The organism is Pseudomonas sp. TH49, assembly GCF_016650625.1.
GTDB lineage: Bacteria > Pseudomonadota > Gammaproteobacteria > Pseudomonadales > Pseudomonadaceae > Aquipseudomonas > Aquipseudomonas fluorescens_H.
Genome location: NZ_JAEKFL010000002.1, coordinates 15,649 through 38,991 on the forward strand (window position 1 = coordinate 15,649; position 23,343 = coordinate 38,991).

At 59.8% G+C, this 23,343-nt stretch carries 24 protein-coding genes and 5 tRNA genes; 20 read left to right on the plus strand and 9 right to left on the minus strand.

Annotated features, from left to right (window positions below):
* Positions 1 to 98: 98 nt before the first annotated feature.
* From JFU48_RS17360 to JFU48_RS17380, 5 genes are all read left to right on the plus strand, one after another.
* Entirely contained in the window at positions 99 to 764 is a 666-nt protein-coding gene (locus JFU48_RS17360; protein ID WP_003226484.1) for a ribonuclease T2, read from the plus strand.
* 135 nt (positions 765 to 899) lie between these two features.
* On the plus strand, positions 900 to 1,397 hold the full coding sequence (locus JFU48_RS17365) for a PAAR domain-containing protein (RefSeq protein WP_003226482.1): 498 nt from the start codon (positions 900 to 902) through the stop codon (positions 1,395 to 1,397).
* A 3-nt stretch (positions 1,398 to 1,400) separates the two neighbouring features.
* The gene (locus JFU48_RS17370; protein WP_201137113.1) at positions 1,401 to 2,129 is read left to right on the plus strand and encodes an alpha/beta hydrolase; all 729 of its coding nucleotides are present in this window, start codon (positions 1,401 to 1,403) and stop codon (positions 2,127 to 2,129) included.
* A gap of 62 nt (positions 2,130 to 2,191) precedes the next feature.
* The gene (locus tag JFU48_RS17375; RefSeq protein WP_342216041.1) at positions 2,192 to 2,653 is read left to right on the plus strand and encodes a hypothetical protein; all 462 of its coding nucleotides are present in this window, start codon (positions 2,192 to 2,194) and stop codon (positions 2,651 to 2,653) included.
* A gap of 236 nt (positions 2,654 to 2,889) precedes the next feature.
* Positions 2,890 to 4,458, plus strand: coding sequence for a sensor domain-containing diguanylate cyclase (locus tag JFU48_RS17380; protein WP_103520380.1), 1,569 nt, complete (start codon positions 2,890 to 2,892; stop codon positions 4,456 to 4,458).
* Between the two features lie 77 nt (positions 4,459 to 4,535).
* On the opposite strand, the gene JFU48_RS17385 is transcribed toward JFU48_RS17380, so the two are convergent.
* Positions 4,536 to 4,841 carry a hypothetical protein gene (locus JFU48_RS17385; protein ID WP_201138490.1) on the minus strand — a complete coding sequence of 102 codons (306 nt, stop codon included), beginning with the start codon at positions 4,839 to 4,841 and terminating at the stop codon, positions 4,536 to 4,538.
* Between the two features lie 89 nt (positions 4,842 to 4,930).
* Positions 4,931 to 5,515, minus strand: a complete 585-nt coding sequence (locus tag JFU48_RS17390) for a GNAT family N-acetyltransferase (protein WP_003226470.1) — start codon at positions 5,513 to 5,515, stop codon at positions 4,931 to 4,933.
* Between the two features lie 127 nt (positions 5,516 to 5,642).
* On the opposite strand from JFU48_RS17390, the gene xth reads away from it, so the two are divergent.
* Both xth and JFU48_RS17400 read left to right on the plus strand, forming a co-directional pair.
* Entirely contained in the window at positions 5,643 to 6,437 is a 795-nt protein-coding gene (gene xth, locus JFU48_RS17395; RefSeq protein WP_003226468.1) for an exodeoxyribonuclease III, read from the plus strand.
* A gap of 100 nt (positions 6,438 to 6,537) precedes the next feature.
* A complete protein-coding gene (locus JFU48_RS17400; RefSeq protein ID WP_201137115.1) occupies positions 6,538 to 7,365 on the plus strand; it encodes an arylamine N-acetyltransferase family protein in 828 nt (275 codons plus the stop codon).
* A gap of 2 nt (positions 7,366 to 7,367) precedes the next feature.
* Here the strand turns inward: JFU48_RS17400 and JFU48_RS17405 are convergent, their stop codons facing one another.
* Positions 7,368 to 7,700: a BrnA antitoxin family protein gene (locus tag JFU48_RS17405; RefSeq protein ID WP_003226464.1), complete on the minus strand. Its 333-nt coding sequence runs from the start codon at positions 7,698 to 7,700 to the stop codon at positions 7,368 to 7,370.
* A gap of 3 nt (positions 7,701 to 7,703) precedes the next feature.
* Positions 7,704 to 7,988 (minus strand): BrnT family toxin, encoded by a 285-nt coding sequence (locus tag JFU48_RS17410; RefSeq protein WP_103484283.1) that lies wholly within the window; start codon positions 7,986 to 7,988, stop codon positions 7,704 to 7,706.
* Positions 7,989 to 8,241: 253 nt separating this feature from the next.
* Between JFU48_RS17410 and JFU48_RS17415 the strand changes: the two genes are divergently transcribed.
* Positions 8,242 to 9,768, plus strand: a complete 1,527-nt coding sequence (locus tag JFU48_RS17415) for a nucleobase:cation symporter-2 family protein (RefSeq protein ID WP_003226461.1) — start codon at positions 8,242 to 8,244, stop codon at positions 9,766 to 9,768.
* 122 nt (positions 9,769 to 9,890) lie between these two features.
* Here the strand turns inward: JFU48_RS17415 and JFU48_RS17420 are convergent.
* Positions 9,891 to 9,966, minus strand: a tRNA-Asn gene (locus tag JFU48_RS17420).
* Positions 9,967 to 10,193: 227 nt separating this feature from the next.
* Between JFU48_RS17420 and JFU48_RS17425 the strand changes: the two genes are divergently transcribed.
* Positions 10,194 to 10,424 carry a hypothetical protein gene (locus JFU48_RS17425; protein ID WP_007943502.1) on the plus strand — a complete coding sequence of 77 codons (231 nt, stop codon included), beginning with the start codon at positions 10,194 to 10,196 and terminating at the stop codon, positions 10,422 to 10,424.
* Here JFU48_RS17425 and JFU48_RS17430 read toward each other — a convergent pair.
* Both JFU48_RS17430 and JFU48_RS17435 read right to left on the minus strand, forming a co-directional pair.
* Positions 10,421 to 10,621 (minus strand): hypothetical protein, encoded by a 201-nt coding sequence (locus JFU48_RS17430; protein ID WP_003226457.1) that lies wholly within the window; start codon positions 10,619 to 10,621, stop codon positions 10,421 to 10,423. The two genes, JFU48_RS17425 and JFU48_RS17430, sit on opposite strands and share 4 nt — an antisense overlap.
* 226 nt (positions 10,622 to 10,847) lie before the next feature.
* Positions 10,848 to 12,044 carry an amino acid aminotransferase gene (locus tag JFU48_RS17435; protein WP_201137116.1) on the minus strand — a complete coding sequence of 399 codons (1,197 nt, stop codon included), beginning with the start codon at positions 12,042 to 12,044 and terminating at the stop codon, positions 10,848 to 10,850.
* 336 nt (positions 12,045 to 12,380) lie between these two features.
* On the opposite strand from JFU48_RS17435, the gene uvrB reads away from it, so the two are divergent.
* Complete coding sequence (gene uvrB, locus JFU48_RS17440; RefSeq protein WP_003226454.1) at positions 12,381 to 14,396, plus strand: excinuclease ABC subunit UvrB; 2,016 nt, start codon at positions 12,381 to 12,383, stop codon at positions 14,394 to 14,396.
* Between the two features lie 123 nt (positions 14,397 to 14,519).
* On the opposite strand, the gene JFU48_RS17445 is transcribed toward uvrB, so the two are convergent.
* On the minus strand, positions 14,520 to 16,010 hold the full coding sequence (locus JFU48_RS17445) for a DHA2 family efflux MFS transporter permease subunit (RefSeq protein ID WP_201138491.1): 1,491 nt from the start codon (positions 16,008 to 16,010) through the stop codon (positions 14,520 to 14,522).
* 49 nt (positions 16,011 to 16,059) lie between these two features.
* Positions 16,060 to 17,109: an HlyD family secretion protein gene (locus JFU48_RS17450; protein ID WP_003226450.1), complete on the minus strand. Its 1,050-nt coding sequence runs from the start codon at positions 17,107 to 17,109 to the stop codon at positions 16,060 to 16,062.
* 231 nt (positions 17,110 to 17,340) lie between these two features.
* On the opposite strand from JFU48_RS17450, the gene gltX reads away from it, so the two are divergent.
* The 10 genes from gltX to JFU48_RS17500 all read left to right on the plus strand — a co-directional run bounded on the left by gltX (position 17,341) and on the right by JFU48_RS17500 (position 23,320).
* Complete coding sequence (gltX, locus tag JFU48_RS17455; protein ID WP_103484287.1) at positions 17,341 to 18,822, plus strand: glutamate--tRNA ligase; 1,482 nt, start codon at positions 17,341 to 17,343, stop codon at positions 18,820 to 18,822.
* 203 nt (positions 18,823 to 19,025) lie between these two features.
* Positions 19,026 to 19,101 (plus strand) — tRNA-Ala (locus tag JFU48_RS17460).
* Between the two features lie 79 nt (positions 19,102 to 19,180).
* A tRNA-Glu gene (locus JFU48_RS17465) sits at positions 19,181 to 19,256 on the plus strand.
* A 53-nt stretch (positions 19,257 to 19,309) separates the two neighbouring features.
* A tRNA-Ala gene (locus JFU48_RS17470) sits at positions 19,310 to 19,385 on the plus strand.
* An 81-nt stretch (positions 19,386 to 19,466) separates the two neighbouring features.
* Positions 19,467 to 19,542, plus strand: a tRNA-Glu gene (locus JFU48_RS17475).
* A gap of 181 nt (positions 19,543 to 19,723) precedes the next feature.
* Positions 19,724 to 20,263, plus strand: a complete 540-nt coding sequence (locus JFU48_RS17480) for a TetR/AcrR family transcriptional regulator (RefSeq protein ID WP_045122549.1) — start codon at positions 19,724 to 19,726, stop codon at positions 20,261 to 20,263.
* Positions 20,264 to 20,293: 30 nt separating this feature from the next.
* Entirely contained in the window at positions 20,294 to 21,127 is an 834-nt protein-coding gene (locus JFU48_RS17485; protein ID WP_003226446.1) for an alpha/beta fold hydrolase, read from the plus strand.
* A 46-nt stretch (positions 21,128 to 21,173) separates the two neighbouring features.
* Positions 21,174 to 21,623, plus strand: a complete 450-nt coding sequence (locus JFU48_RS17490) for an acyl-CoA thioesterase (protein WP_201137117.1) — start codon at positions 21,174 to 21,176, stop codon at positions 21,621 to 21,623.
* A gap of 169 nt (positions 21,624 to 21,792) precedes the next feature.
* A complete protein-coding gene (locus JFU48_RS17495; protein WP_201137118.1) occupies positions 21,793 to 22,752 on the plus strand; it encodes a tRNA dihydrouridine synthase in 960 nt (319 codons plus the stop codon).
* Positions 22,753 to 22,873: 121 nt separating this feature from the next.
* Positions 22,874 to 23,320 carry an Hsp20 family protein gene (locus JFU48_RS17500; protein WP_201137119.1) on the plus strand — a complete coding sequence of 149 codons (447 nt, stop codon included), beginning with the start codon at positions 22,874 to 22,876 and terminating at the stop codon, positions 23,318 to 23,320.
* Positions 23,321 to 23,343: the final 23 nt, after the last annotated feature.

The window sequence follows — 23,343 nt, forward strand, 5'->3', positions numbered from 1 at the left end:
GCGTCATGCGCTTGCAACACAAGCATGTCGAAATCAGCGCTGGCCAAGTCTGGTCAGGATCGAAAACCACGGACGCAGGCGTCCCAAGGAGCGGGTAGATGAAAAAGCTGTTTACAATTTTGGCAGTGATTGCGCTGACGGCCGGTAGCATCGGCCTCAGTTCGGCGCGTCAGTCGAACGCCAGCAAGGTGCAAACGGAAGCGGTGGCGGGGCAGTTCGATTACTACCTGCTGACGCTGTCCTGGTCGCCGACCTTTTGCCTGACACACAAGGACGACGTGCAATGTTCCGGCAAGGGCTACGGTTTCGTGCTGCATGGTCTGTGGCCGCAATACGCCAATGGCGGCTGGCCGGAATCCTGCCCGCCGCTGACCACCCTGTCGGCAGCCGAAACGACTAAAGGTCTGACGCTGTTCCCGACCAAAAAACTGCTCGATCACGAGTGGTCCAAACACGGCACCTGCAGCGGTCTGGGCGCGATGGGTTATCTGGACGAAGCGGACAAAGCGGTCGGCGCGGTGAAAATCCCGCAAGAGCTGCAACCGTTCAGTTCCTCGTACTACTTCGAAGCCCAGGAAATCGCCGACCTGTTCCGCAAGGCCAACCCGGGGATCCCGGCGGATGGCATCGCGGTGATCTGCAGCGGCCCGGAACTGTCGGAAGTGCGGGTGTGCATGGGCAAGGATCTGCAGTTCGGCGCGTGCGGCAAGGGCGTGAAGACGCAGTGCCGGGCGGGGGATATTCGGGTACCGCCATCGCGTTGATGTGAGCGGTTTCACGAACAGGAAAGGGCGCCCAAGCAGGCGCCTTTTTTTCGCCTGAAGGTTTGAAGCACCCGGAAAATTCACGCATGCTTGCGCCCCCCAAAGGATGACCCGCAACACTGCAAGGAGCTGTTCATGAGCGGAAAACCCGCCGCCCGCGTCACCGACCCAACCGCCTGCCCACTCCCGGGACATGGCACCAATCCGATTGCCAGTGGCTCGCCGAATGTAAATTTCGACGGATTGGCGGCTGCGCGAATGACCGATAAATCAGCGTGCGGTAGCCCCATTACTGGCGGCGTTTCCTCAACAGTTTTTATCAATGGCTTAAACGCCGCGACCCTGGACAGCACCGGGGGGCACGGCAATGTGGTCATTGGTGGGTCAGGCACGGTCATCATCGGTGACACAGTAACAGCGGCGCCTTTCAGTGGTCTGCTGCCAATGCCGGTGCATTTCACAGACAAGTTGAAACTGGTCAATGACGTGACCGGTGAGCCCATGATCAATCATCCCTACGTGATCCAGCGTGCAGACGGGCGCCTGGAACACGGGGTGTCTGACGCTAACGGGTTCACCCACGAAGTCAGCTCGCACCTGCCTGAAACCATCAAGCTGTTTCTGGAGGAGTGAGGCATGGCCGCTGAAACAGTAACGTGCGCTAAAGGCAACAATTACAAGCTGCACAAGGAACATGCGCTGACGGGTAAGAAGGATGTCAGTGACAAGCAGGTGCCGGTGGAGAGTACCAAGGCGATTGTGTTTTTTATTGGCGGCGCAGGGGATAAGGAAAGTTATTATTTTTCGGGGCCGTTCGGGAACGTGAACCAGGCCATGACCGGTTTCGACAAACGTAATCTGGACCTGACCAAACTAGGAAAATATAAATCCCAATGGCTTGGGTATAACGAGGTTCGGGGAAAGAAGGACATCCAAAAAAATGTTCTCAACATAATTCCCTACAAGTCTTGTCCAATCTACATTGTCGGACACAGCCTTGGGGGATGGAACGGCGCGCATTTGACCAGTGTAATGTCGGAGTGGGGTTACAGGATCAACATGCTCGTTACGCTCGACCCCGTAGGTGAAGGTACTTTGGTGTGGCTGGGATCCGATATCTACGGAGATAAGCCCACACCGATGGCTGATTTCTGGGTAAACATTAAAGCTATGCCTTCCAAGCCAGACCAGTCCGACTCGGTGGCGGATTTCGGGGAAAAATGGCAAGTGCTGTGCGGGCCTGACATTAATGTCACCATGGATACGAACCACGCTAATGCTCCAGCGATGTTTACCCGACCTGTCGTTGAAGGAAAATCGGCAAGTGATTTGATGTTCGAGTCAATTCGAGAGACCAATCGCTGATGAAAAGATTGTCTGTTCTTCTGTTAGCCATATTGTGCTCGTCATGTGCCAAAGATCACACAGTGCCTCCTGCGAATCTCAACTTTCTGTCAGTGGAAAGGGAAAGTATTGGTCTGCTTTACAAAATTCATTACGACTCGGATGTAAATCTTTTGGATTTGTTCGGAAGAGGTATGGGGAAGGGCGCAGCGTCGACGATGTTTGAGTGTCCGCTTGGTGATGATCAGAATTTTTCCATCACTAACCGATTCAGGTACTCGGCTTACGGACTGATTGAGGTGGAAGAAACCAGTCAGGCAGGCGGTAAATTCAACTATATGACGAGTGCTTTTTTGCGACAGACCCAAAATAACGGTACTTCGCAAGAGGATCTCTCAGTACAGGAATTGAATGCCCTTCTGCTTGGTAAACAACAAATCCCCTGCAAAGTCGTCGTCACCGCGTACGGCTACAAACCCTACTACTCAAACACCATGAACCTGCCGGTTGCGGATTTGCTGCGGGAAATCAACAAACCCCGATAGCCGTCATCGGTGCACTGCGCGATTGCCCTACGCAGATACGCGAGGGCGATCACCCGCAAAACCACAACTGAAAATAAATCGACGTGCGGAGGTCATCCAAATCCCTCGCGCGCCGATACAACGGGGCGGGCATGTGTTGGCGCGGCGGGTTTGCCGAGCACACCCCGGTGGGCTACGCTCACGAAAAGTAAGGGTTTCGGGCTGCGGCCCCTGTCGTACCTGCCCAGGACACGTTTTTGCCAATCCCCATTCACGATCCGCATCAGACTCCCGGCACGCTTAAACGCCTGCCGCTGCGCAAGGCGGCAGCGCTGTTCATCGTTGCGGTGTGCCTGTGCCTGTCCGGATTGCTGTATCTGCAACTTGAGCAGACCCGACGCCAGGATCTGGCCAGCGCGCAGATCGCTTCTTCCAACCTGACCCGGGCCATGGCGCAGCAGGCCGAAGACACGTTTCTGGCCGCCGATCTGGTGCTCACCAGCCTGGTCGATTGGGTCGAGGACGATGGTTACGGCGCCGCGCAGCGACCACGTCTGCAAAAAACCTTCGCGCGTCGGGTGCAACAACTGGAACAGTTGCACGGCATGTTCCTGTTCGATCGCGACGGTCAGTGGGTGATCACGTCATTTACGGATCTGCCTCGTGGCAATGGTGTGGCCGACCGCGAGTACTTCAAGTTTCACCAGCAGAACGTTTCCTCCGTGGCGCACATCGGCCCGGCGATTCGCAGCCGTGAGAATGGCGAGTGGATCATCCCGATCTCGAAACGCATCAACGACCGTGCCGGCAATTTCCAGGGGGTGCTGATGGCCGGGATCAAGATGGCTTACTTCGACCGGTTCTTCAAAAGCTTCAGCCTCGATGACAACGGCATCATGTTTCTCGGCCTCAAGGACGGCACGTTGCTGGCGCGGCGGCCGTTCGACGAAGGCCTGATCGGTTCGTCGCTGGCCAAAGGCAGGATTTACCAGAAGCTGTTGCCCGAAGCCCCGGCCGGTACCGCGATGATCAAGTCGGTGGTCGATGGCGTGGTGCGTCTGTACGGCTACCGGCAATTGGCGTCGTATCCGCTGGTGGTCGCGGCGGCGTCATCGCGCGATACGATTCTCAAGGGTTGGTATGAGCGGGCATTTCAGTCCAGCGTGATTGTGGCGCTGGTGATTCTTGGCGTCGGCCTGTTCGGCTGGGTGTTCATTCATCAGGTGCGCGACGGCGAGCGTATCGAGAAAAACCTGCGCAAGGCGCAGCGCGCACTGGAGCAGATCGCTACCCACGACAGCCTGACAGGGCTGGCAAACCGGCGGCTGTTCGAGCGTTCGCTGGAGATCGAATTTGCCCGCGGCGCACGGCAGTCGAGTCCGGTCGGTCTGATCATGCTCGATATCGATTTCTTCAAGCGCTACAACGATGCCTACGGTCATGTGGCGGGCGATCATTGCCTGACGCAGGTGGCGCAGGTGCTGAAGAATTGTACCCAGCGCAAGTCTGACCTGGCGGTGCGTTACGGTGGTGAGGAGTTTGCGGTGCTGTTGCCGGACACCGACATCAACGGCGCGCTGGCGATTGCCGGGCAGATCCGGCGCAGCGTGATGGACAAACGCATCACCCACAGTGGTTCGCCCACCGGGTATCTGACGGTGAGCCTGGGCTGCTATTCATTCATTCCCAGCGGCAATGACAGCCTCGAAGTGTTTATCCAGCGGGCTGACGCAGCGCTGTATCAGGCGAAAAATGCCGGCCGCAATCGCGCGGCGGTGTTGTCGCTGGATGCAGGCTTTGCCGAGTTGATTCGTTCGGATCGCTGACGTTTCGACGCTTCAACAAGGGTGAGGGAGCAAGCTCCCTCACGCGGGTCTCATCACCAACCGTAACGCCGGTTCGTTCAGCTGCCCGAGCCACCGCCCGCGCCGCCGGTTCCGCCCCCGGCCGCGCCTGTGCCGCCGCCAGCGCCGGAGCCCGAACCCATGGCGCCGCCGTTGGTGCCAGTGCCGTTGCCAGAACCGGGACTGCCGGTGCCGTTACTGCCGGCAGGTGCGCCTGGCGTGTTGTCTGGCGGCTTTGGCGTGCTGCTGTTGACGTCGGGATTGCTGGTCGAGGTGCCGGAACTGTCGTTCGCCGCGAAGCTGGCAGCCGAGGCCGTAGCGAGCAGGCCAGCGAGCAACAAAGAGGTGAGGGTGCGTGTGGTCATGGTACGTCTCCAGTAAGGGTCGGTTACCTGACTTTGGTCTGACATCCGTGGGCGTTGGTGCCGATTGGCTGACGAGCGGTTGTTCAGCCTCAGCGCCTGTCGTCAGCCAGTTTCTGCTCCAGCGCCTGCCGCACCTGCGGCCACTCGTCATCGATGATGCTGAAGCGTACCGAGTTGCGCTTGCGCCCGTCCGGCATGATTCGCTCGTGGCGCACTATCCCTTCCTGTTGCGCTCCGAGGCGCAGAATCGCGTTACGCGACTTCTGGTTGTTCTCGTCGGTGGTGAACTGCACTCGCACGCAGTCGAGCACCTCGAAGGCGTGGCGCAACATCAGGTATTTGGCTTCGGTGTTGACGAAGGATTTCTGCCAGCGCGCGGAAATCCAGCTGCTGCCGATTTCCAGCTTGCGATTGAGCGGGTCGATCTTCCAGAACCGGGTCGAGCCGATGACTTCGCCGCTATCCTTCAACACAATCACAAACGGCATGACCGTGCCGGCGTCGCGGCCGTCCAGGGCCTTCTTCAGGTAGCTGTCGATGGTGCTCGCCGAAGGCACCACGGTGACGGTGAGGTTCCACAGTTCGCCGTCAGCGGCGGCGTGGAGCAGGGCGTCGGCGTCGATGTACTGAAGCGGGCGCAGGAGGATGCGCGGGCCTTGCAGCGTGGTGAGCATGGGAGCAGGTCTCGGCAGTTTGGGGCAGTGGCGAGAGCCTATTACGCCGCAGCCGGTTGATCCGATGCAACCACCGTCGCCGCTACAGAGTCACAATTTTCACACCTTGTTCGCCGGAGTCTGGACGATGAAAAACCTGCGGATCGCCACGTTCAACGTCAATGGCTTGCGCGCACGCTTGCCAAACCTGCTGGAGTGGCTCAAGCGCGAACAACCGGACATCGCGTGCCTGCAGGAACTCAAGTCAGTCGACAGTGCATTTCCTGTAGCTGAACTCGAAGCCGCCGGTTATGGCGCGATCTGGCACGGTCAGGCGTCATGGAACGGGGTGGCGATCCTCGCCCGTGATGCGCAACCGCTGGAGAGCCGCCGCGGCCTGCCGGGCGATCCCGAGGACAAGCACAGTCGTTATCTGGAAGCGGCGGTGCACGGGGTACTGGTCGGCTGCCTGTACCTGCCCAACGGCAACCCGCAGCCGGGGCCGAAGTTCGACTACAAACTGGCCTGGTTCGAGCGCTTGATCCGTTACGCCAAGGATCTGCAAGGCAGCGATCATCCGGTGGTGCTCGCTGGCGATTACAACGTGGTGCCCACCGACATGGACATCTACAACACCCGCTCGTGGCTCAAGGACGCGCTGCTGCAACCCGAAAGCCGCGAGTGTTATCAACGGCTGCTTGATCAGGGCTGGACCGATTCGCTGCGCCATCTGTATCCCGACGATCGCCTCTACACGTTCTGGGATTACTTCCGTCAGCATTGGCAAACCAACTCTGGCCTGCGCATCGATCATCTGCTGCTCAACCCGGCACTCAGCCCGTACTTGCATGAGGCTGGTGTAGACGCCTGGGTGCGCAACGAACCGCACGCCAGCGACCATGCGCCGACCTGGATTCGCATCGGTTCGCGCAAACGTCGGTAACGTTGATTGGCGAAATCAATTGTCGGAATCGGCGCCCAATCCCGTATACATGGCGGCCAGCGGCGCAGCGATCCGCGGCCACATGCAAAAGGACTGAGCAATGAGCGAGCCACGTCTGGCGAATCCGACGTTGTATCTGCAACACCTGGGCTTCGATGCCCTACCGGCACCGACGCTGGAAACCCTGCGGCAGTTGCAGTTGCGCCATACCGGCGTCTTTCCCTTCGAGAATCTGTCGACGATCACGGGCGCACCGGTACTGATCGATCTGGCGTCGGTCGAACAAAAAGTTCTCCACGGTGGCCGTGGCGGTTACTGCTACGAACTGAACAATCTGTTTCTGGCGTTATTGCTGGAGCTGGGCTTCGACGCCCGTGGCATCTCCGGGCGTGTGGTGCTGGCGCAACCCGAAGGCACGTGGACGGCGCGTACCCATCGCTTGAGCCTGGTAATCATCGATGGCGAGCGCTACATCACCGACGTCGGCTTTGGCGGTATGGTGCCGACCGCGCCGCTGCTGCTCGATACCGAGGCTGAACAGGCGACGCCGCACGAGTCCTATCGCATCGAGAAACAGGCCGATGGCTACATGCTGCGCGCCAATGTCGCCGGCGAATGGCGCGCGATGTACCTGTTTGATCTGCAACGCCAGGAAGACATCGATTACACCCTCGGCAACTGGTACGTATCGACTCATCCCGAATCACCGTTTGCTCAGCGTTTGATGGTTGCGCGCACCGGCGATGGCTGGCGCCGGACCCTGAACAACGGCAGTTTCGCGATTCATCATATGGGCGCCGCCAGCGAGCGACGCGAGGTGGCGGATGTCGCTGAACTGCTTGAAGTGCTGGAGCAGGAATTCGGCCTGTGCGTGCCTGACCAGCCGCATGTGCGCCAGTCGCTGGCGCGGGTGATTCTGCCAGCCTGATCTCAGGGCTTGGCGTCCGGTTCCAGTACCCGGCGGATTTCCCCGACCGCAGCCGACAGCTTTTTTTCCAGACTCTTGAGGTCGGCGGCGGTGATGCCTTTCTTGAATTGCCCGGAGTGGGGCGGCTCGACCTCCTGCTTTTTGCTGCCAGCCTCCAGCAGGGCATGGCGCAGGGTGTTGTTGATCACGGTCTGATAACCGAACCCTTCGTTTTCCGCCACGCTGCGGGCGGCTTCGATGACCGCGTCATCGAGCATGATGGTGATGCGGGTTTTGCCCTTGGTGGGCGCCAAGGCTCCGCGTTTGCCCTGCGAGAAGTCGTATTCGTCTTTCATCGTTCAAGCCTCCTGAAAATAAGCGCAACGCTCGCTCGGTGTGGCGACACGTGCAGAAATGATTCGTACGACGTTGGCTTCGCGATAACTGTACGCAACCACCAGCAAACGTCCTTTGCCATCGAGACCGAGGGTGATCCAGCGCTGTTCGTCATGGTCGTTGTCCTCGATCGTCAGCGCGCGTTCGTCATGAAAGACCGGCTCGGTCTCGGCAAGGCTGACGCCTCTATGCTTGAGTTTGTTGGCTGCGTTCTTGCTTTTGTCGTACTGAATTTCGAATGACTTCATTATGCATACTTTATATGTATAAAAAACAGCGCCGATACACCGCTGGTCGCCATGAACACTTCAGCCTAGTGCGATAAAAACCGGGGGCAGGAGGGGATGTGTTGCCGGATTTGTGGGCGATGGGGGTGGCGAGATAGAAGCTTGGGTGGCTACCTATCCATTATGTGACCGATAAGTTGTATACAACTCTATGGACATTTGTCACGAGTATTGAATACAGTGTGCGCATAACAAAAACCAGGGAACCCCCCACATGAAAACGCCCCATGTTTCACACCAACGGCCCGAGGACGAAAATCTCGGGGTCGGCGCGAATATGGCTTACGGCCTGCAACATGTTCTGACCATGTACGGCGGTATCGTTGCGGTGCCGCTGATCATCGGCCAGGCGGCCGGGCTGTCGCCGGCGGACATTGGTTTGTTGATTGCTGCTTCATTGTTTGCGGGGGGGCTGGCGACACTGCTGCAAACCCTGGGTCTACCGTTTTTTGGCTGTCAGTTGCCGCTGGTGCAGGGTGTGTCGTTCTCCGGTGTGGCGACCATGGTCGCGATCGTCAGCAGTGGCGGGGAGGGCGGCTTCCAGTCTGTGCTGGGCGCGGTGATTGCCGCGTCGTTGATCGGCTTGCTGATCACCCCGGTGTTCTCGCGAATCACCAAGTTTTTCCCACCGCTGGTAACCGGTATCGTGATCACCACCATCGGCCTGACGCTGATGCCGGTGGCCGCGCGTTGGGCCATGGGTGGCAACAGCCATGCGCCGGACTTCGGCAGCATGCAGAACATCGGTCTGGCGGCGGTGACGCTGGTGCTGGTGTTGCTGTTGAGCAAGGTCGGCAGCTCGACCATCTCGCGTCTGTCGATCCTGTTGGCCATGGTGATCGGCACGATTCTCGCGGTGTTCCTCGGCATGGCGGATTTCTCCGGTGTCGCCCAAGGGCCGATGTTCGGCTTTCCGACGCCGTTTCACTTCGGCATGCCGACTTTCCACTTCGCCGCGATCCTGTCGATGTGCATCGTGGTCATGGTGACCCTGGTGGAAACCTCGGCGGACATTCTGGCGGTCGGTGAGATCATCGGCACCAAAGTCGACTCCAAGCGCCTGGGCAACGGTCTGCGTGCGGACATGCTGTCGAGCATGTTTGCGCCGATCTTCGGTTCGTTCACCCAGAGCGCCTTCGCGCAGAACGTCGGGCTGGTGGCGGTGACCGGAATCAAGAGCCGTTATGTCGTGGCCACCGGCGGTGTTTTCCTGGTGATCCTCGGCCTGCTGCCGTTCATGGGGCGGGTGATCGCTGCGGTGCCGACGTCAGTGCTGGGCGGCGCCGGTATCGTGCTGTTCGGGACGGTCGCGGCGAGCGGGATTCGTACCCTGTCGAAGGTCGATTACCGCAACAACGTCAACCTGATCATCGTCGCAACCTCGATCGGCTTCGGAATGATCCCGATTGCCGCACCGAACTTCTACGATCATTTCCCGAGCTGGTTCGCGACCATTTTCCACTCGGGCATCAGCTCGTCGGCGATCATGGCGATTGTGCTGAACCTGACTTTCAACCACTTCACTGCCGGCAACTCGGACCAGCAGTCGGTGTTTGCCGCAGCGGAAGAGCGCACCCTGCGTTATCGCGACCTGGCGGCGCTGCGTGAAGGCGATTACTTCAGCGACGGCAAGCTGCACGATTGCGATGGCAAGGAAGTGCCGGTGATCGAGGTCGATGCCGATCATGATCACGGTCACGGTACGCCAAAGCCCCAAGTGAAGAGCAGCGAACACGTCTGATCGCTGAATGCATGAAAAGGGCCGATCTGTTGTGAGACAGATCGGCCCTTTTCGTTTCGCAGCAGATTTTCCATCGCCCACAAAAAAGCCCCTGAATCTTTCGATTCAGGGGCTTTGCTATTTGGCTCCACAACCTGGACTCGAACCAGGGACCCAATGATTAACAGTCATTTGCTCTACCAACTGAGCTATTGCGGAATTGGTGCGTATGTTACTGATTCAAAAAGAGAAGTCAAGCACAGGATAGAAAATTTCTGGTTTGAGCAGGACGGACGGTGCTTTGTCAGCGATTGGCGGTTACCAGAACCGCCTCACAGGTCTACCATGGCTGCCCGGAAGTGGTCACACGCGCTGCCGGCCATTCGCCAAAAGGTACGCGCCATGATTCAAACCGTTCTGATTTCTCTTTCACGCGAGGTGTTCGTATGAGCATCGCGCAAATCAGCCTGCCTAAAGGCGTCGGCCCGCACGCCGAGAAACTCTTCGACGCGATTACCCAGGCCAGCACCGCTGAGGAGTTGAACCGCGCCGGCGGCAAGGCCGAAGGTTTCGTGCTCGGCCTGGAAAGCACCAAGGCAATCAAAAGCCAGATCGCCGAATCGCTGTACGTCGCCTATGACGATGCAGCCAGTCAGCGTGCGACGGAACTGGCTTAACCGCCGAAAGTGATGGTGCCGAGCATCAGCTTGGCATACGCCGCGGTGGCGGCCAGTTGCACCAGCCACAAGGCCAGGCCACCAAGGAACACGCCCGCTGCGACTTGCAGCACCAGGCTCTTGTCGCGCTTGGCCGTGGTGCGAGGGATGAAGTCATCCAGATCGTCTCGGTCGGCGCGCAGGTTGTCGTTTTTCATTTGGGTTCTCACAGAATTCCTGGATATATACGAAACCTGTGGGAGCGGGCTTGCTCGCGAAAGCGTCGAGTCAGTCGCCATGATCTTTGGCTGATACACCGCTTTCGCGAGCAAGCCCGCTCCCACACTTCAGATTTGTGTGCAGTTTAGAGGGAATGTTGCATTCCTTCGGACAAATAAAAAACGGGAAGCCCCAAGGCTTCCCGTTTTTCATTGCCAGGCGAAATCAGATGACCTGAACGATCGCATCCGTTACCGCTTTGATGTTGCTCTGGTTCAGTGCCGCGACGCAGATGCGGCCGGTGTCCAGGGCGTAGATGCCGAACTCGTTACGCAGGCGGTGCACCTGTTCGGTGGTCAGGCCGGAGTAGGAGAACATGCCGCGCTGACGGCCGACGAAGCTGAAGTCACGCTGCGGGGCTTTCTCGGCCAGCAGGGCAACCATCTGCTCGCGCATGCCGCGAATGCGCAGACGCATTTCTGCCAGTTCCGCTTCCCACTGGGCGCGCAGTTCCGGGCTGTTCAACACAGCGGCGACGATGCTTGCACCGTGGGTCGGCGGGTTGGAGTAGTTGGTGCGGATCACACGCTTGACCTGCGACAGCACGCGCGCGCTTTCTTCTTTCGACTCGCTGACGATCGACAGGGCGCCAACGCGCTCGCCGTACAGCGAGAACGACTTGGAGAACGAACTCGAGACGAAGAAAGTCAGGCCCGATTCAGCGAACAGGCGCACAGCCGCCGCGTCTTCGTCGATGCCGTCGCCGAAACCCTGGTAAGCCATGTCGAGGAACGGCACGTGACCTTTGGCCTTGACCGCTTCCAGAACGTTTTTCCAGTCGGCCGGGCTCAGGTCGACGCCGGTCGGGTTGTGGCAGCAGGCGTGCAGCACAACGATCGAGCCGTTCGGCAGGGCGTTGAGGTCGTCGAGCATGCCGGCACGGTTCACGTCGTGGGTGGCAGCGTCGTAGTAACGGTAGTTCTGCACCGGGAAGCCAGCGGTTTCGAACAGCGCGCGGTGGTTTTCCCAGCTCGGGTCGCTGATCGCCACGACGGCGTTCGGCAGCAGTTGCTTGAGGAAGTCGGCACCGATTTTCAGTGCGCCGGTACCGCCGACAGCCTGAGTGGTGACGATGCGACCGGCAGCGATCAGCGGCGAGTCGTTACCGAACAGCAGCTTTTGCACCGCCTGGTCGTAGGCCGCGATGCCGTCGATCGGCAGGTAGCCACGGGAGGCGTGCTGAGCAGCGCGAATGGTTTCGGCTTCGATCACCGCGCGCAGCAGGGGAATTCGCCCCTCTTCGTTGCAGTAAACACCTACACCCAGGTTGACCTTGGTGGTCCGGGTATCGGCGTTGAATGCTTCGTTGAGGCCCAGGATTGGATCGCGGGGTGCCATTTCGACAGCGGAGAACAGGCTCATTATTACGGCGGCTCTGAATGGAGAGTGGAGGGACGTGTCGCGCTCCAGCCGAATGCACTAGAGCGGTGCACAAACGGGGAGCTAGTATAGAGGCCATCACTGAGCAATGGCGACAGGCGATTCAGCTTTTCAAGCAAGTTTTTCCGATTATTTCTTGACCGTTAGTCGATTGACTCTGTCAGAGACTTTACCGGATGTAGGACGTTTGCCTTGAAAGGCGAGGCAATCGGCTCCACATTGAGCACAATCTTCGTTTTTCCTTGGGCGACAACGGTCGTTTGCGGTCATCCGGCGGCTCGGCTGTTTTCTGCGCGAGCCGCGATCCCAGAGGTGTGTATGTCCGAATTCCAGCTAGTCACCCGCTTCGAGCCCGCCGGCGATCAGCCTGAAGCCATCCGCCAATTGGTGGAGGGCATCGAGGCCGGGCTGGCGCACCAGACGCTGCTCGGTGTGACCGGCTCGGGCAAGACCTTCAGCATCGCCAATGTCATCTCGCAGGTACAGCGCCCGACGCTGGTGCTGGCGCCGAACAAGACCCTCGCCGCGCAACTGTATGGCGAGTTCAAGGCGTTCTTTCCGAACAACGCGGTCGAGTATTTCGTTTCCTACTACGACTACTACCAGCCCGAAGCCTATGTGCCGTCGTCCGACACCTTCATCGAGAAGGACGCGTCGATCAACGACCACATCGAGCAGATGCGCCTGTCCGCGACCAAGGCGTTGCTCGAGCGCAAAGACGCGATCATCGTCACCACGGTGTCGTGCATCTACGGTCTGGGTAGCCCGGAAACCTATTTGAAGATGGTGCTGCACGTCGATCGCGGCGACAAACTCGATCAGCGCGCCTTGCTGCGGCGTCTGGCCGATCTGCAATACACCCGCAACGACATGGATTTTGCCCGGGCGACGTTCCGGGTGCGCGGCGATGTGATCGACATCTATCCGGCGGAGTCCGATCTGGAAGCGATCCGCATCGAGCTGTTCGATGACGAGGTCGAGAGCATTTCCGCGTTCGACCCGCTGACCGGCGAAGTCATCCGCAAGATGCCGCGCTTCACGTTTTACCCGAAGAGTCACTACGTGACGCCGCGCGAGACCCTGCTCGACGCCATCGAGCACATCAAAGTCGAGTTGCAGGAGCGCCTCGAATACCTGCGCAGCAACAACAAACTGGTCGAGGCCCAGCGCCTCGAGCAGCGCACCCGTTTCGACCTGGAAATGATCCTCGAACTGGGTTACTGCAACGGCATCGAAAACTACTCGCGCTACCTGTCCGGGCGCCCGGCCGGTGCCGCGCCGCCGACGCTGTATGACTATCTGCCGGCCGACGCCTTGCTGGTGATCGACGAATCCCACGTCAGCGTGCCGCAAGTCGGCGCGATGTATAAGGGTGACCGTTCGCGTAAGGAAACCCTGGTCGAATACGGCTTCCGCTTGCCTTCGGCACTGGACAACCGGCCGATGCGTTTTGACGAGTGGGAAGGGGTGAGCCCGCAGACCATTTTCGTCTCGGCGACCCCGGGTAACTACGAGGCCGAGCATGCCGGGCGCGTGGTCGAGCAAGTGGTGCGTCCGACCGGTCTGGTCGACCCGCAGGTTGAGGTGCGTCCGGCGCTGACCCAGGTCGACGATTTGCTCTCGGAAATCACCAAACGCGTAGCGGTCGAGGAGCGGGTGCTGGTCACCACGCTGACCAAGCGCATGGCCGAAGACCTCACCGATTACCTCGCCGACCACGGTGTGCGCGTGCGTTATCTGCACTCGGACATCGACACGGTCGAGCGGGTCGAGATCATTCGCGACCTGCGTCTGGGCACCTTCGATGTGTTGGTGGGGATCAACCTGCTGCGTGAAGGTCTGGACATGCCGGAAGTGTCGCTGGTGGCGATTCTCGACGCGGATAAGGAAGGCTTCCTGCGTTCCGAGCGCTCGCTGATCCAGACCATCGGCCGGGCGGCGCGGAACCTCAATGGCCGGGCGATTCTCTACGCCGATCGCATCACTGGCTCGATGGAGCGAGCGATTGGCGAGACCGAGCGTCGTCGCGATAAGCAGATCGCCTTCAACCTGGAAAACGGAATCACCCCGAAGGGTGTGTTCAAGGACGTCGCCGACATCATGGAAGGCGCCACCGTGCCCGGCTCGCGCAGCAAGAAGCGCAAGGGCATGGCCAAGGCTGCCGAAGAAAGCGCCAAGTACGAAGCCGAACTACGCTCGCCGAGCGAAATCACCAAGCGCATTCGGGCGCTGGAAGAGAAGATGTATCAACTGGCGCGGGATCTGGAGTTTGAGGCGGCGGCGCAGATGCGCGATGAGATTGCCAAGCTTCGCGAGCGGCTTTTGGCTGTTTGATCTCTGTTGCCTGATCTGGCCTCTTCGCGAGCAAGCCCGCTCCCACATTGGATCTGTGTCTTACACAAATCCCCTGTGGGAGCGGGCTTGCTCGCGAAGAGGCCAGTGCAGACACCACAAAAATCAGTGAGCTTCCCCAGCCTTCAACCCCGCCGGCAATTTTTTGGTCAACAAAATCGCCAGCATGCTGATCCCCAGCGCAATCCCGACGAAGTGAAACGCATCGTTATAGGCCATGATCAGCGCCTGCTGATGCACGATCTCGCTCATCTTGCCCAGCGCCGCGGTGTCGCTGCCAAACCGGTCGGTCATTGAGGCCATGCGTTCGGCCACTTGCGGGTTGGTCGGCACAATCGACTCACGCAGATAATCGAAGTAGGTCTTGGTCCGCGCATCCAAAAGCGTGGCGAGCAGGGCAATGCCGATCGCACCGCCAAGGTTGCGCAGGATGTTGAACAGACTCGATGCCGACCCCGCGTCCTGCGGCAGGATGTACGCCGTGGCGATCAGCGAAATGGTGACCATGATCAGCGGCTGACCCAGCGCGCGGATGATCTGGATCTGATTGAACTGCGGCCCGGCGAAATCCGGGTTGAGCACCCCCGAAGAAAAACTCGCCAGCCCGAACAAGCCAAAGCCAAGGGTGCACAGCCACTTCGGCGACACGAACTTCATCAGCTTCGGCACCAGCGGAATCAGGAACAGCTGCGGCACGCCCATCCACATGATCACTTCGCCGATCTGCAGGGCGTTGTAGTTCTGGATCTGCGCCAGGTACAGCGGCAGCAGATAAATCGAGCCATACAAGCCGACGCCCATGCCGAGGCTGGAAATGCTCGACAGGCCGAAGTTGCGATTGCGCAGAATGCCGAGGTTGATCAGCGGATTGGGTTTGGAAATCTGCACGATGACGAAGGTGATCAGGCTCAGCAGGGCAATGCTGCCCAAGGTCACGATCAGGTTCGATTCGAGCCAGTCCTTGCGATGGCCCTCTTCAAGAAAAACCTGCAGACAACCGAGGCCGACACCCAGCGTGAGAATCCCGGTGTAGTCGGTGCTTTTCAGCAGTTCCCAGTGCGCTTCCTTCTTTTCCAGCCCGTACATCAGCCCGGCGATCATGATCAGCCCCGGCGGGATGTTGATGTAGAAAATGTATTCCCAGCCCCAGTTTTCCGTGAGCCAGCCACCCAGTGTCGGGCCGATGGAGGGGGCGAAGGTCGCGGTCATGGCGAACATCGCCATGCCTTTGGCGCGGTGGTGTTCGGGGAGTTTGATCAGGGTCAGGGTGAACGCCAGCGGAATCAGCGCGCCGCCGGTGAAACCCTGCATGGCGCGAAAGACGATCATGCTCTCCAGGCTCCAGGCCATCGAGCACAGCAGCGATGACACCAGGAAACCCAGCGACACCCATACCGCCAAGCGTCGCGCCGAGAGCAGCTGCACCAGCCACGCGGTCAGCGGGATCATGATGATTTCCGCGACCAGATAGGACGTGGAAATCCACGAGCCTTCTTCCAGCGTCGCCGACAGCGCGCCCTGGATGTCCTTGAGCGAAGAGTTGGTGATCTGAATGTCGAGCACTGCCATGAAGGCGCCGAGCATCACGCTCATCACCGCGATCCAGTCCCGCCGGGTCGGTTCGCCGACCGGGCGGATCAGCGAATCACCGGCCATTGTCTGGGGCGTCTTTGATATTCACGGTGGCGGTGACCGACATGCCTGGGCGGATCTTGCCGTGCAGTGGGTTGTCGGCCTTGAACGTCAGTTTCACCGGAATTCGCTGCACGACTTTGGTGAAGTTGCCGGTGGCGTTGTCCGGCGGCAGCAGGCTGAACTGCGCACCGGAGGCGGCGAACAGGCTGTCGACCCGCGCTTCGATCGGCGTGTCACTGTAAGCGTCGAAGGTCAGCTCGGCTTTTTGTCCGGGGAGCATGCGGCCGATCTGGGTTTCCTTGAAGTTGGCCTGCACCCAGATGTCTTCATCGGGGACGATCGACAGCAGATACGCGCCAGCCTGCACCACCTGACCATTGCGTGCGGCACGCTGGCCGACCAGGCCGCTGATCGGCGCGTGGATTTCGCTGCGGGTCAGGTTGAGTTCGGCTTGCGCCAGATCGGCGCGGGCGTTGGCGATCTGCGCGTCGAGGCGTTTGATCTCGGCAGTCAGTGCGTTGACCTGCTGGCGCTGGCTCTGTGCATCGGCCTGGGCCTTGGCCACTTGCGAGCGGGCGATATGGGCGTCAGCGGAGAGGGTGGTCACCCGCTCCTCGGAAACGTAACCGGGTTTGCGCAGGGTTTCGGCGCGCGACAAATCGACCTGCGAGCGGCCCAGCGTGGCCTGCGATGCGGCGACTTGTGCGTCACTGGAGGCGATCAGACTGGCCTGCTGAGTCAACTTGCTCTGTGCCTGCAAGCGCTCGGCTTCGCGGGTGGCGAGGGCGGCGTTGGCGCGATCGACGGCCAGGCGGAAATCAGCGGGTTCAAGGCGCACCAGCAACTGGCCTTTTTCCACATGCTGGTTGTCCTGCACCAGCACTTCGTCGATGCGTGCGCTCAATTGGCTGGAAACGCGGGTGATCTCGCCCTGGACATAGGCGTTATCGGTGCTTTCATAAAACCGGCCCTTGAAAAACCAATGGGCGAAGAAGCCCCCGGCAATCAACAGAACCAGCAGCAGGAAAATAAACAGGCGACGCTTGAGTTGGGCAGGCATGAGGCAAACTGTAGTCGAGGAATTGTAAGGAAAGTTCTCTGCGGCTGAATCTGGCATACAGCCGATAAACGGTAAATGCCAATGGCTGATATTCGGCCCGTCACCACGGTCTATGGGCGTTACAGACGCAAACTTGGCTTAAATGCCCTGTCCGCTGGAGCGGGGCGGGTGTCGCCTGTTACCATTCGCGGCTTGATTGTTCTTTGCTTTTCATTCTTTTCGAGACATGCCATGACCACCGTCCGCACTCGCATCGCGCCATCGCCTACCGGGGACCCCCACGTAGGTACCGCTTACATCGCATTGTTCAACTACTGCTTTGCCAAGCAGCATGGCGGTGAGTTCATCCTGCGCATCGAAGACACCGACCAGTTGCGTTCGACCCGCGAGTCCGAGCAGCAGATCTTCGACGCCCTGCGCTGGCTGGGGATCGACTGGAGCGAAGGCCCGGACGTTGGCGGCCCGCACGGCCCGTACCGGCAGAGCGAGCGTGGCGATATCTATCAGAAGTATTGCCAGCAACTGGTCGACATGGGCCACGCATTCCCGTGCTTCTGCACCGCTGAAGAACTGGACCAGATGCGCGCCGAGCAAATGGCGCGCGGCGAAACCCCGCGTTACGACGGCCGCGCGTTGCTGCTGTCGAAGGAAGAAGTCGCGGCCCGTCTGGCGGCTGGCGAACCGCACGTGATCCGCATGAAAGTGCCGACCGAAGGCGTCTGCGTGGTGCCGGACATGTTGCGCGGCGATGTCGAGATCCCGTGGGATCGCATGGACATGCAAGTGCTGATGAAGACCGACGGCCTGCCGACGTACTTCCTCGCCAACGTGGTCGACGACCACCTGATGGGTATCACCCACGTGCTGCGCGGCGAAGAATGGCTGCCGTCGGCGCCGAAACTGATTCTGCTGTACGAATACTTCGGCTGGGAACAGCCGGAGCTGTGCTACATGCCGCTGCTGCGTAACCCGGACAAGAGCAAGCTGTCCAAGCGCAAGAACCCGACCTCGGTGACGTTCTACGAGCGCATGGGCTTCATGCCGGAAGCGATGCTCAACTACCTCGGTCGTATGGGCTGGTCGATGCCGGACGAGCGCGAGAAGTTCTCGCTGCAGGAAATGGTCGACAACTTCGACCTCAAGCGCGTGTCGCTCGGCGGGCCGATCTTCGACATCGAGAAACTGTCGTGGCTCAACGGTCAGTGGCTGCGTGACCTGCCGGTGGAAGAGTTCGCCGCACGCGTGCAGAAGTGGGCGTTCAACTCCGAATACATGATGAAGATCGCACCGCTGGTTCAGGGTCGCGTGGAAACCTTCAGCCAGGTTGCACCGCTGGGCGGCTTCTTCTTTGCCGGTGGCGTGAATCCGGATGCCAAGCTGTTCGAGTCGAAAAAGCTCTCGGGCGATCAGGTGCGTCAGCTGATGCAACTGATCCTGTGGAAGCTGGAAAGCCTGCGGCAGTGGGAGAAGGACAACATCACTGCAACGATTCAGGCAGTGGTCGAATCCCTCGAGCTGAAATTGCGTGACGCGATGCCGCTGATGTTTGCCGCCATCACCGGGCAGGCCAGTTCGGTGTCGGTGCTCGATGCAATGGAAATCCTCGGCCCGGACCTGACCCGTTTCCGTCTGCGCCAGGCGATCGACCTGCTGGGCGGTGTGTCGAAGAAAGAAAACAAAGAGTGGGAAAAGCTGCTAGGCGCGATTGCCTGAGCACGTCTGACTCTGCAGTAACCACCGAAGGCCGGGATCGTTTGATTCCGGCCTTCGGCGTTTTTCCCCCGGATTTTCGGGGGGAGGGCGGTAAGTGATTGTTATGCCGACAAAAAACTTTGAAATTTTTCAAAAATAAGTTTGACAGGCTTTCGATACGCCCTTAAGATTCGCCCCGTCCTCAGCGATGACATCAACGATGAGGGGCTATAGCTCAGCTGGGAGAGCGCTTGCATGGCATGCAAGAGGTCGACGGTTCGATCCCGTCTAGCTCCACCAATTTACACTTCGAAGCCTGGCCACACCGGCTCCGAAGCGATCAACACTCAGCGTTGATCAGTTGTATAGAAGGGTTTGCGTCCCCTTCGTCTAGTGGCCTAGGACACCGCCCTTTCACGGCGGTAACAGGGGTTCGAGTCCCCTAGGGGACGCCAGTTTTACAGAAGTGATGTTGCAAGATGTCACTCCGCCGCGAGGCGAAAAATCCGGGGCTATAGCTCAGCTGGGAGAGCGCCTGCATGGCATGCAGGAGGTCAGCGGTTCGATCCCGCTTAGCTCCACCAATTTTACAGTTCAAGGTCTGGCCACACCGACCTTGAATCAGATCAGATCTCAGCACTGATCAGCTGTATAGAAGGGTTTGTGTCCCCTTCGTCTAGTGGCCTAGGACACCGCCCTTTCACGGCGGTAACAGGGGTTCGAGTCCCCTAGGGGACGCCACGATTACCCGCTCTGCGGGATTTATAAGGGTCATTCAATTATTGAATGGCCCTTTTGTTTGTCTGGCATTTGGCCAAATCTCCTTTTTCCTTACACTGTGCTTCAGACCAGCGGTCATATCCTCGACTTGCAGAATATTATTATGCGAATAATATTCTAGTCGTAATATTCGGAGGCAACGATGAACGATAAAAAAGCTCAAACCCGCGAACGCATCCTCAAGGCTGCCAGCGCCGCACTGATCCAGCGCGGCCCGGCAGATCCCAGCGTGGGCGAAGTGATGGGCGCCGCCGGCCTGACCGTCGGAGGTTTCTACGCGCACTTCGAAAGCAAGGACGCCATGATGCTCGAGGCGTTCAAACAATTGCTGGGACGTCGACGCGACTTGATTGCCGACATGGACTCCGAGCTGACCGGCGAAGAGCGTCGCGCCTTGGTCGCTGCGTTCTACCTGTCGCGCAAGCATCGGGATTCCAGCGACGCCGCGTGTCCGATTCCGGCCTCGATCGGCGAGCTGGGACGTTTGCCGGAGTCGTTTCGCATCGCGCTGAACGAACACCTGGAACTGATGATTGCGCAGTTGGCGTCCAGCCCCGAGGACACCGACAAAGCGCTGGCCGATGTGGCGTTGATGGTGGGTGGTCTGGCGTTGGCACGCGCGCTGGGCCCGGGCGATTTATCCGATCGATTGCTGCGCGCTGCCAAGTCGGCGGTGCGTTGACCTGAAGGCAACACGCCTGAGGAGAGAGCGATGAACACGTTGAAGTGGGTTCGTGGCGTTAATGGCACCTTGGGCTGGATTGCACCGCAACGGGTAGCAAGCAAAATGCGTCAGGCGTTCATGACGCCACGTTCGCTGCCGCTGCGCGATTGGGAGCTGCCGCTGCTGGCGAGCGCCGAACGCATCACGCTGCGTTTCGGCCTGTCGGCGCTGCGCTGGGGCCAGGGACCGGCGGTGCTGTTGATGCACGGCTGGGAAGGGCGACCCACGCAGTTTGCGGCGTTGATCACCGCGCTGGTCGAGGCCGGTTACACCGTTGTCGCGCTGGACGGCCCGGCCCACGGCCGCTCACCGGGGCGCGAGGCCAATGTCGTGCTGTTCGCCCGCGCCATGCTCGAAGCCGCTGCGGAACTGCCACCTCTTCAGGCCGTCATCGGCCACTCGATGGGCGGCGCCAGCGCCATGCTTGCCGTGCAACTGGGCCTGCGCACCGAAACCCTCGTCAGCATCGCAGCTCCCGCGCGGATCCTCGGCGTGCTGCGCGGTTTTGCCCGCTATGTCGGCATGCCACCGCGGGCGCGCTCGGCGTTCATCCGCCAGGTCGAGCAGGACGTCGGCATGCGTGCCGCGACCCTCGATGTCGCGCACTATCAACTGGATATGCCGGGCCTGATCGTGCATGCCGAGGACGACACCTTCGTCTCGGTCAAGGAATCTCAACTGATCCACGAATCATGGTTCGACAGTCGTCTGCTGCGCCTGGAAAGCGGCGGCCACCAGCGGGTGCTGGCCGACCCTCGGGTGGTTGATGGGGTGTTATCACTGTTGGCGGGGCGCAGCCTTCAGGCGCGGCAATCGGCCTGACATCCGTTACACTGCCCCGGTTGAATAATCTGACCGGGAGTGGGGCATGGGCTGGGATCGGGCAACGCCGTTCACCATTGATCTGCAAGTAGGCGCCGAGGACATCGACGGGCTGGGCCACGCGAACAACGCGGTGTACGTGACCTGGCTCGAACGCTGCGCCTGGCGCCACTCGCAGCGGCTGGGGCTGGATCTGGTCGAGTACCGGCGCCTGGACCGGGCGATGGCCGTGGTGCGCCACGAAATCGATTACCTGGCGGCGGCCTACGAAGGCGACGAGCTGCAACTGGCGACCTGGATCGTCGATTGGGATCAGCGCCTGAAAATGACCCGCCACTTCCAGCTGATCCGCCCCAGCGACAACGCCACCCTGCTGCGCGCCCAAACCACGTTCGTCTGCATCGAACTGTCTACCGGCAAGCCCAAGCGCATGCCGGCGGAATTCATCGAGGGTTATGGCCCGGCGATCCAACGTCCAGAAACAGTGCAGCTCTAATGTGGGAGCGAGCTTGCTCGCGAAAGCGGTGGGCCAGTGACGGTTGCATCAACTGATACACCGCTTTCGCGAGCAAGCTCGCTCCCACAGGAAAGAGTGTTGTTCTGCGGATTTGCGCGATATCCAGTAAACTGCCGCACGTTTTTTCTTCCTGAGTAGTGTTTTCCCCATGCAAATTGCCCTGGCGCCCATGGAGGGGCTGGTCGACGACATCCTGCGCGACGTGCTGACCCGCGTTGGCGGCATCGACTGGTGCGTGACCGAATTCATTCGGATCAACGATCAGTTGCTTACCCCGGCCTACTTCCACAAGTTCGGCCCGGAGCTGCTCAACGGCGCCCGTACCCGTTCCGGCGTGCCGCTGCGCGTGCAATTGTTGGGTTCCGATCCGGTGTGCCTGGCGGAAAACGCGGCGCTGGCCTGCGAGCTCGGTTCGGAAGTCATCGACCTGAACTTCGGCTGCCCGGCCAAGACCGTCAACAAATCCCGGGGCGGGGCAGTGCTGCTCAAGGAGCCGGAACTGCTCAACAGCATCGTCGAACACGTGCGTCGCGCCGTGCCGGCACATATCCCGGTCACCGCGAAGATGCGCCTGGGCTTCGACAGCCCGGACGGCTCGCTGGTCTGCGCGACTGCGCTGGCCGAGGGCGGCGCCGAGCACATCGTGGTTCACGCCCGGACCAAGGTCGATGGCTACAAGCCGCCGGCGCATTGGGAGTGGCTTCCGCGGGTGCAGGACGTGGTCAAGGTGCCGGTGTTCGCCAACGGTGATATCTGGAGCGTCGAGGACTGGCGCCGCTGCCGCGAGATCAGTGGCGTCGAAGACATCATGCTCGGTCGCGGTCTGGTATCACGCCCGGATCTGGCCCGGCAGATCGCTGCCGCGCGCGCCGGTGAAGAAGTGGTCGAGATGAGCTGGGCCGAGTTGCTGCCGCTGATTCAGGACTTCTGGCTGCAAGCCAAGGCGCAGATGACTGCACGCCAATCGCCGGGTCGCTTGAAGCAATGGCTGGCGATGCTGACGCGCAATTATCCCGAGGCCACCGAGCTGTTTACCGTGCTGCGTCGTGAGACAGAACCGGATCAAGTCTCGCGTTTGCTCGGTTTGCCCGTCGCCGAAGCGGCCTGAAAAAAATCTTCAAATAATCTCTTGAAATCATTTTGGCGGTCCCTATCTAAGGGGTACGCGATGCCGAATTCGGGTCGCGGAGTCAAAAAACCTTGCTGATTGTTTTCAGGAGATTTGAACCATGAGTACTGCATTTTCCCTGGCACCACTGTTCCGTTCCTCGGTTGGTTTCGACCGTTTCAACGATCTGTTCGAAACCGCGCTGCGCAACGAGCCAGGCAGCACCTACCCACCCTACAACGTGGAAAAACACGGTGACGATCAATACCGCATCGTCGTAGCGGCAGCCGGTTTCCAGGAAGAAGACCTGGAGCTGCAAGTCGAGAAGGGTGTGCTGACCATCAGTGGCGGCAAGCGTGATGCCAACGAAGGCGTGACCTTCCTGCATCAAGGCATTGCCCAGCGTGCTTTCAAGCTGTCCTTCCGCCTGGCCGATCACATCGAGATCAAGGCCGCCGATCTGAGCAACGGTCTGCTGAGCATCGACCTGTTGCGGGTGATCCCGGAAGAAGCGAAGGCCAAGCGCATCCCGATCAGCGGGGCGCAAAAGCCGGCTCTGCAACATTGATTCACGTGCAGATACAAAATGCC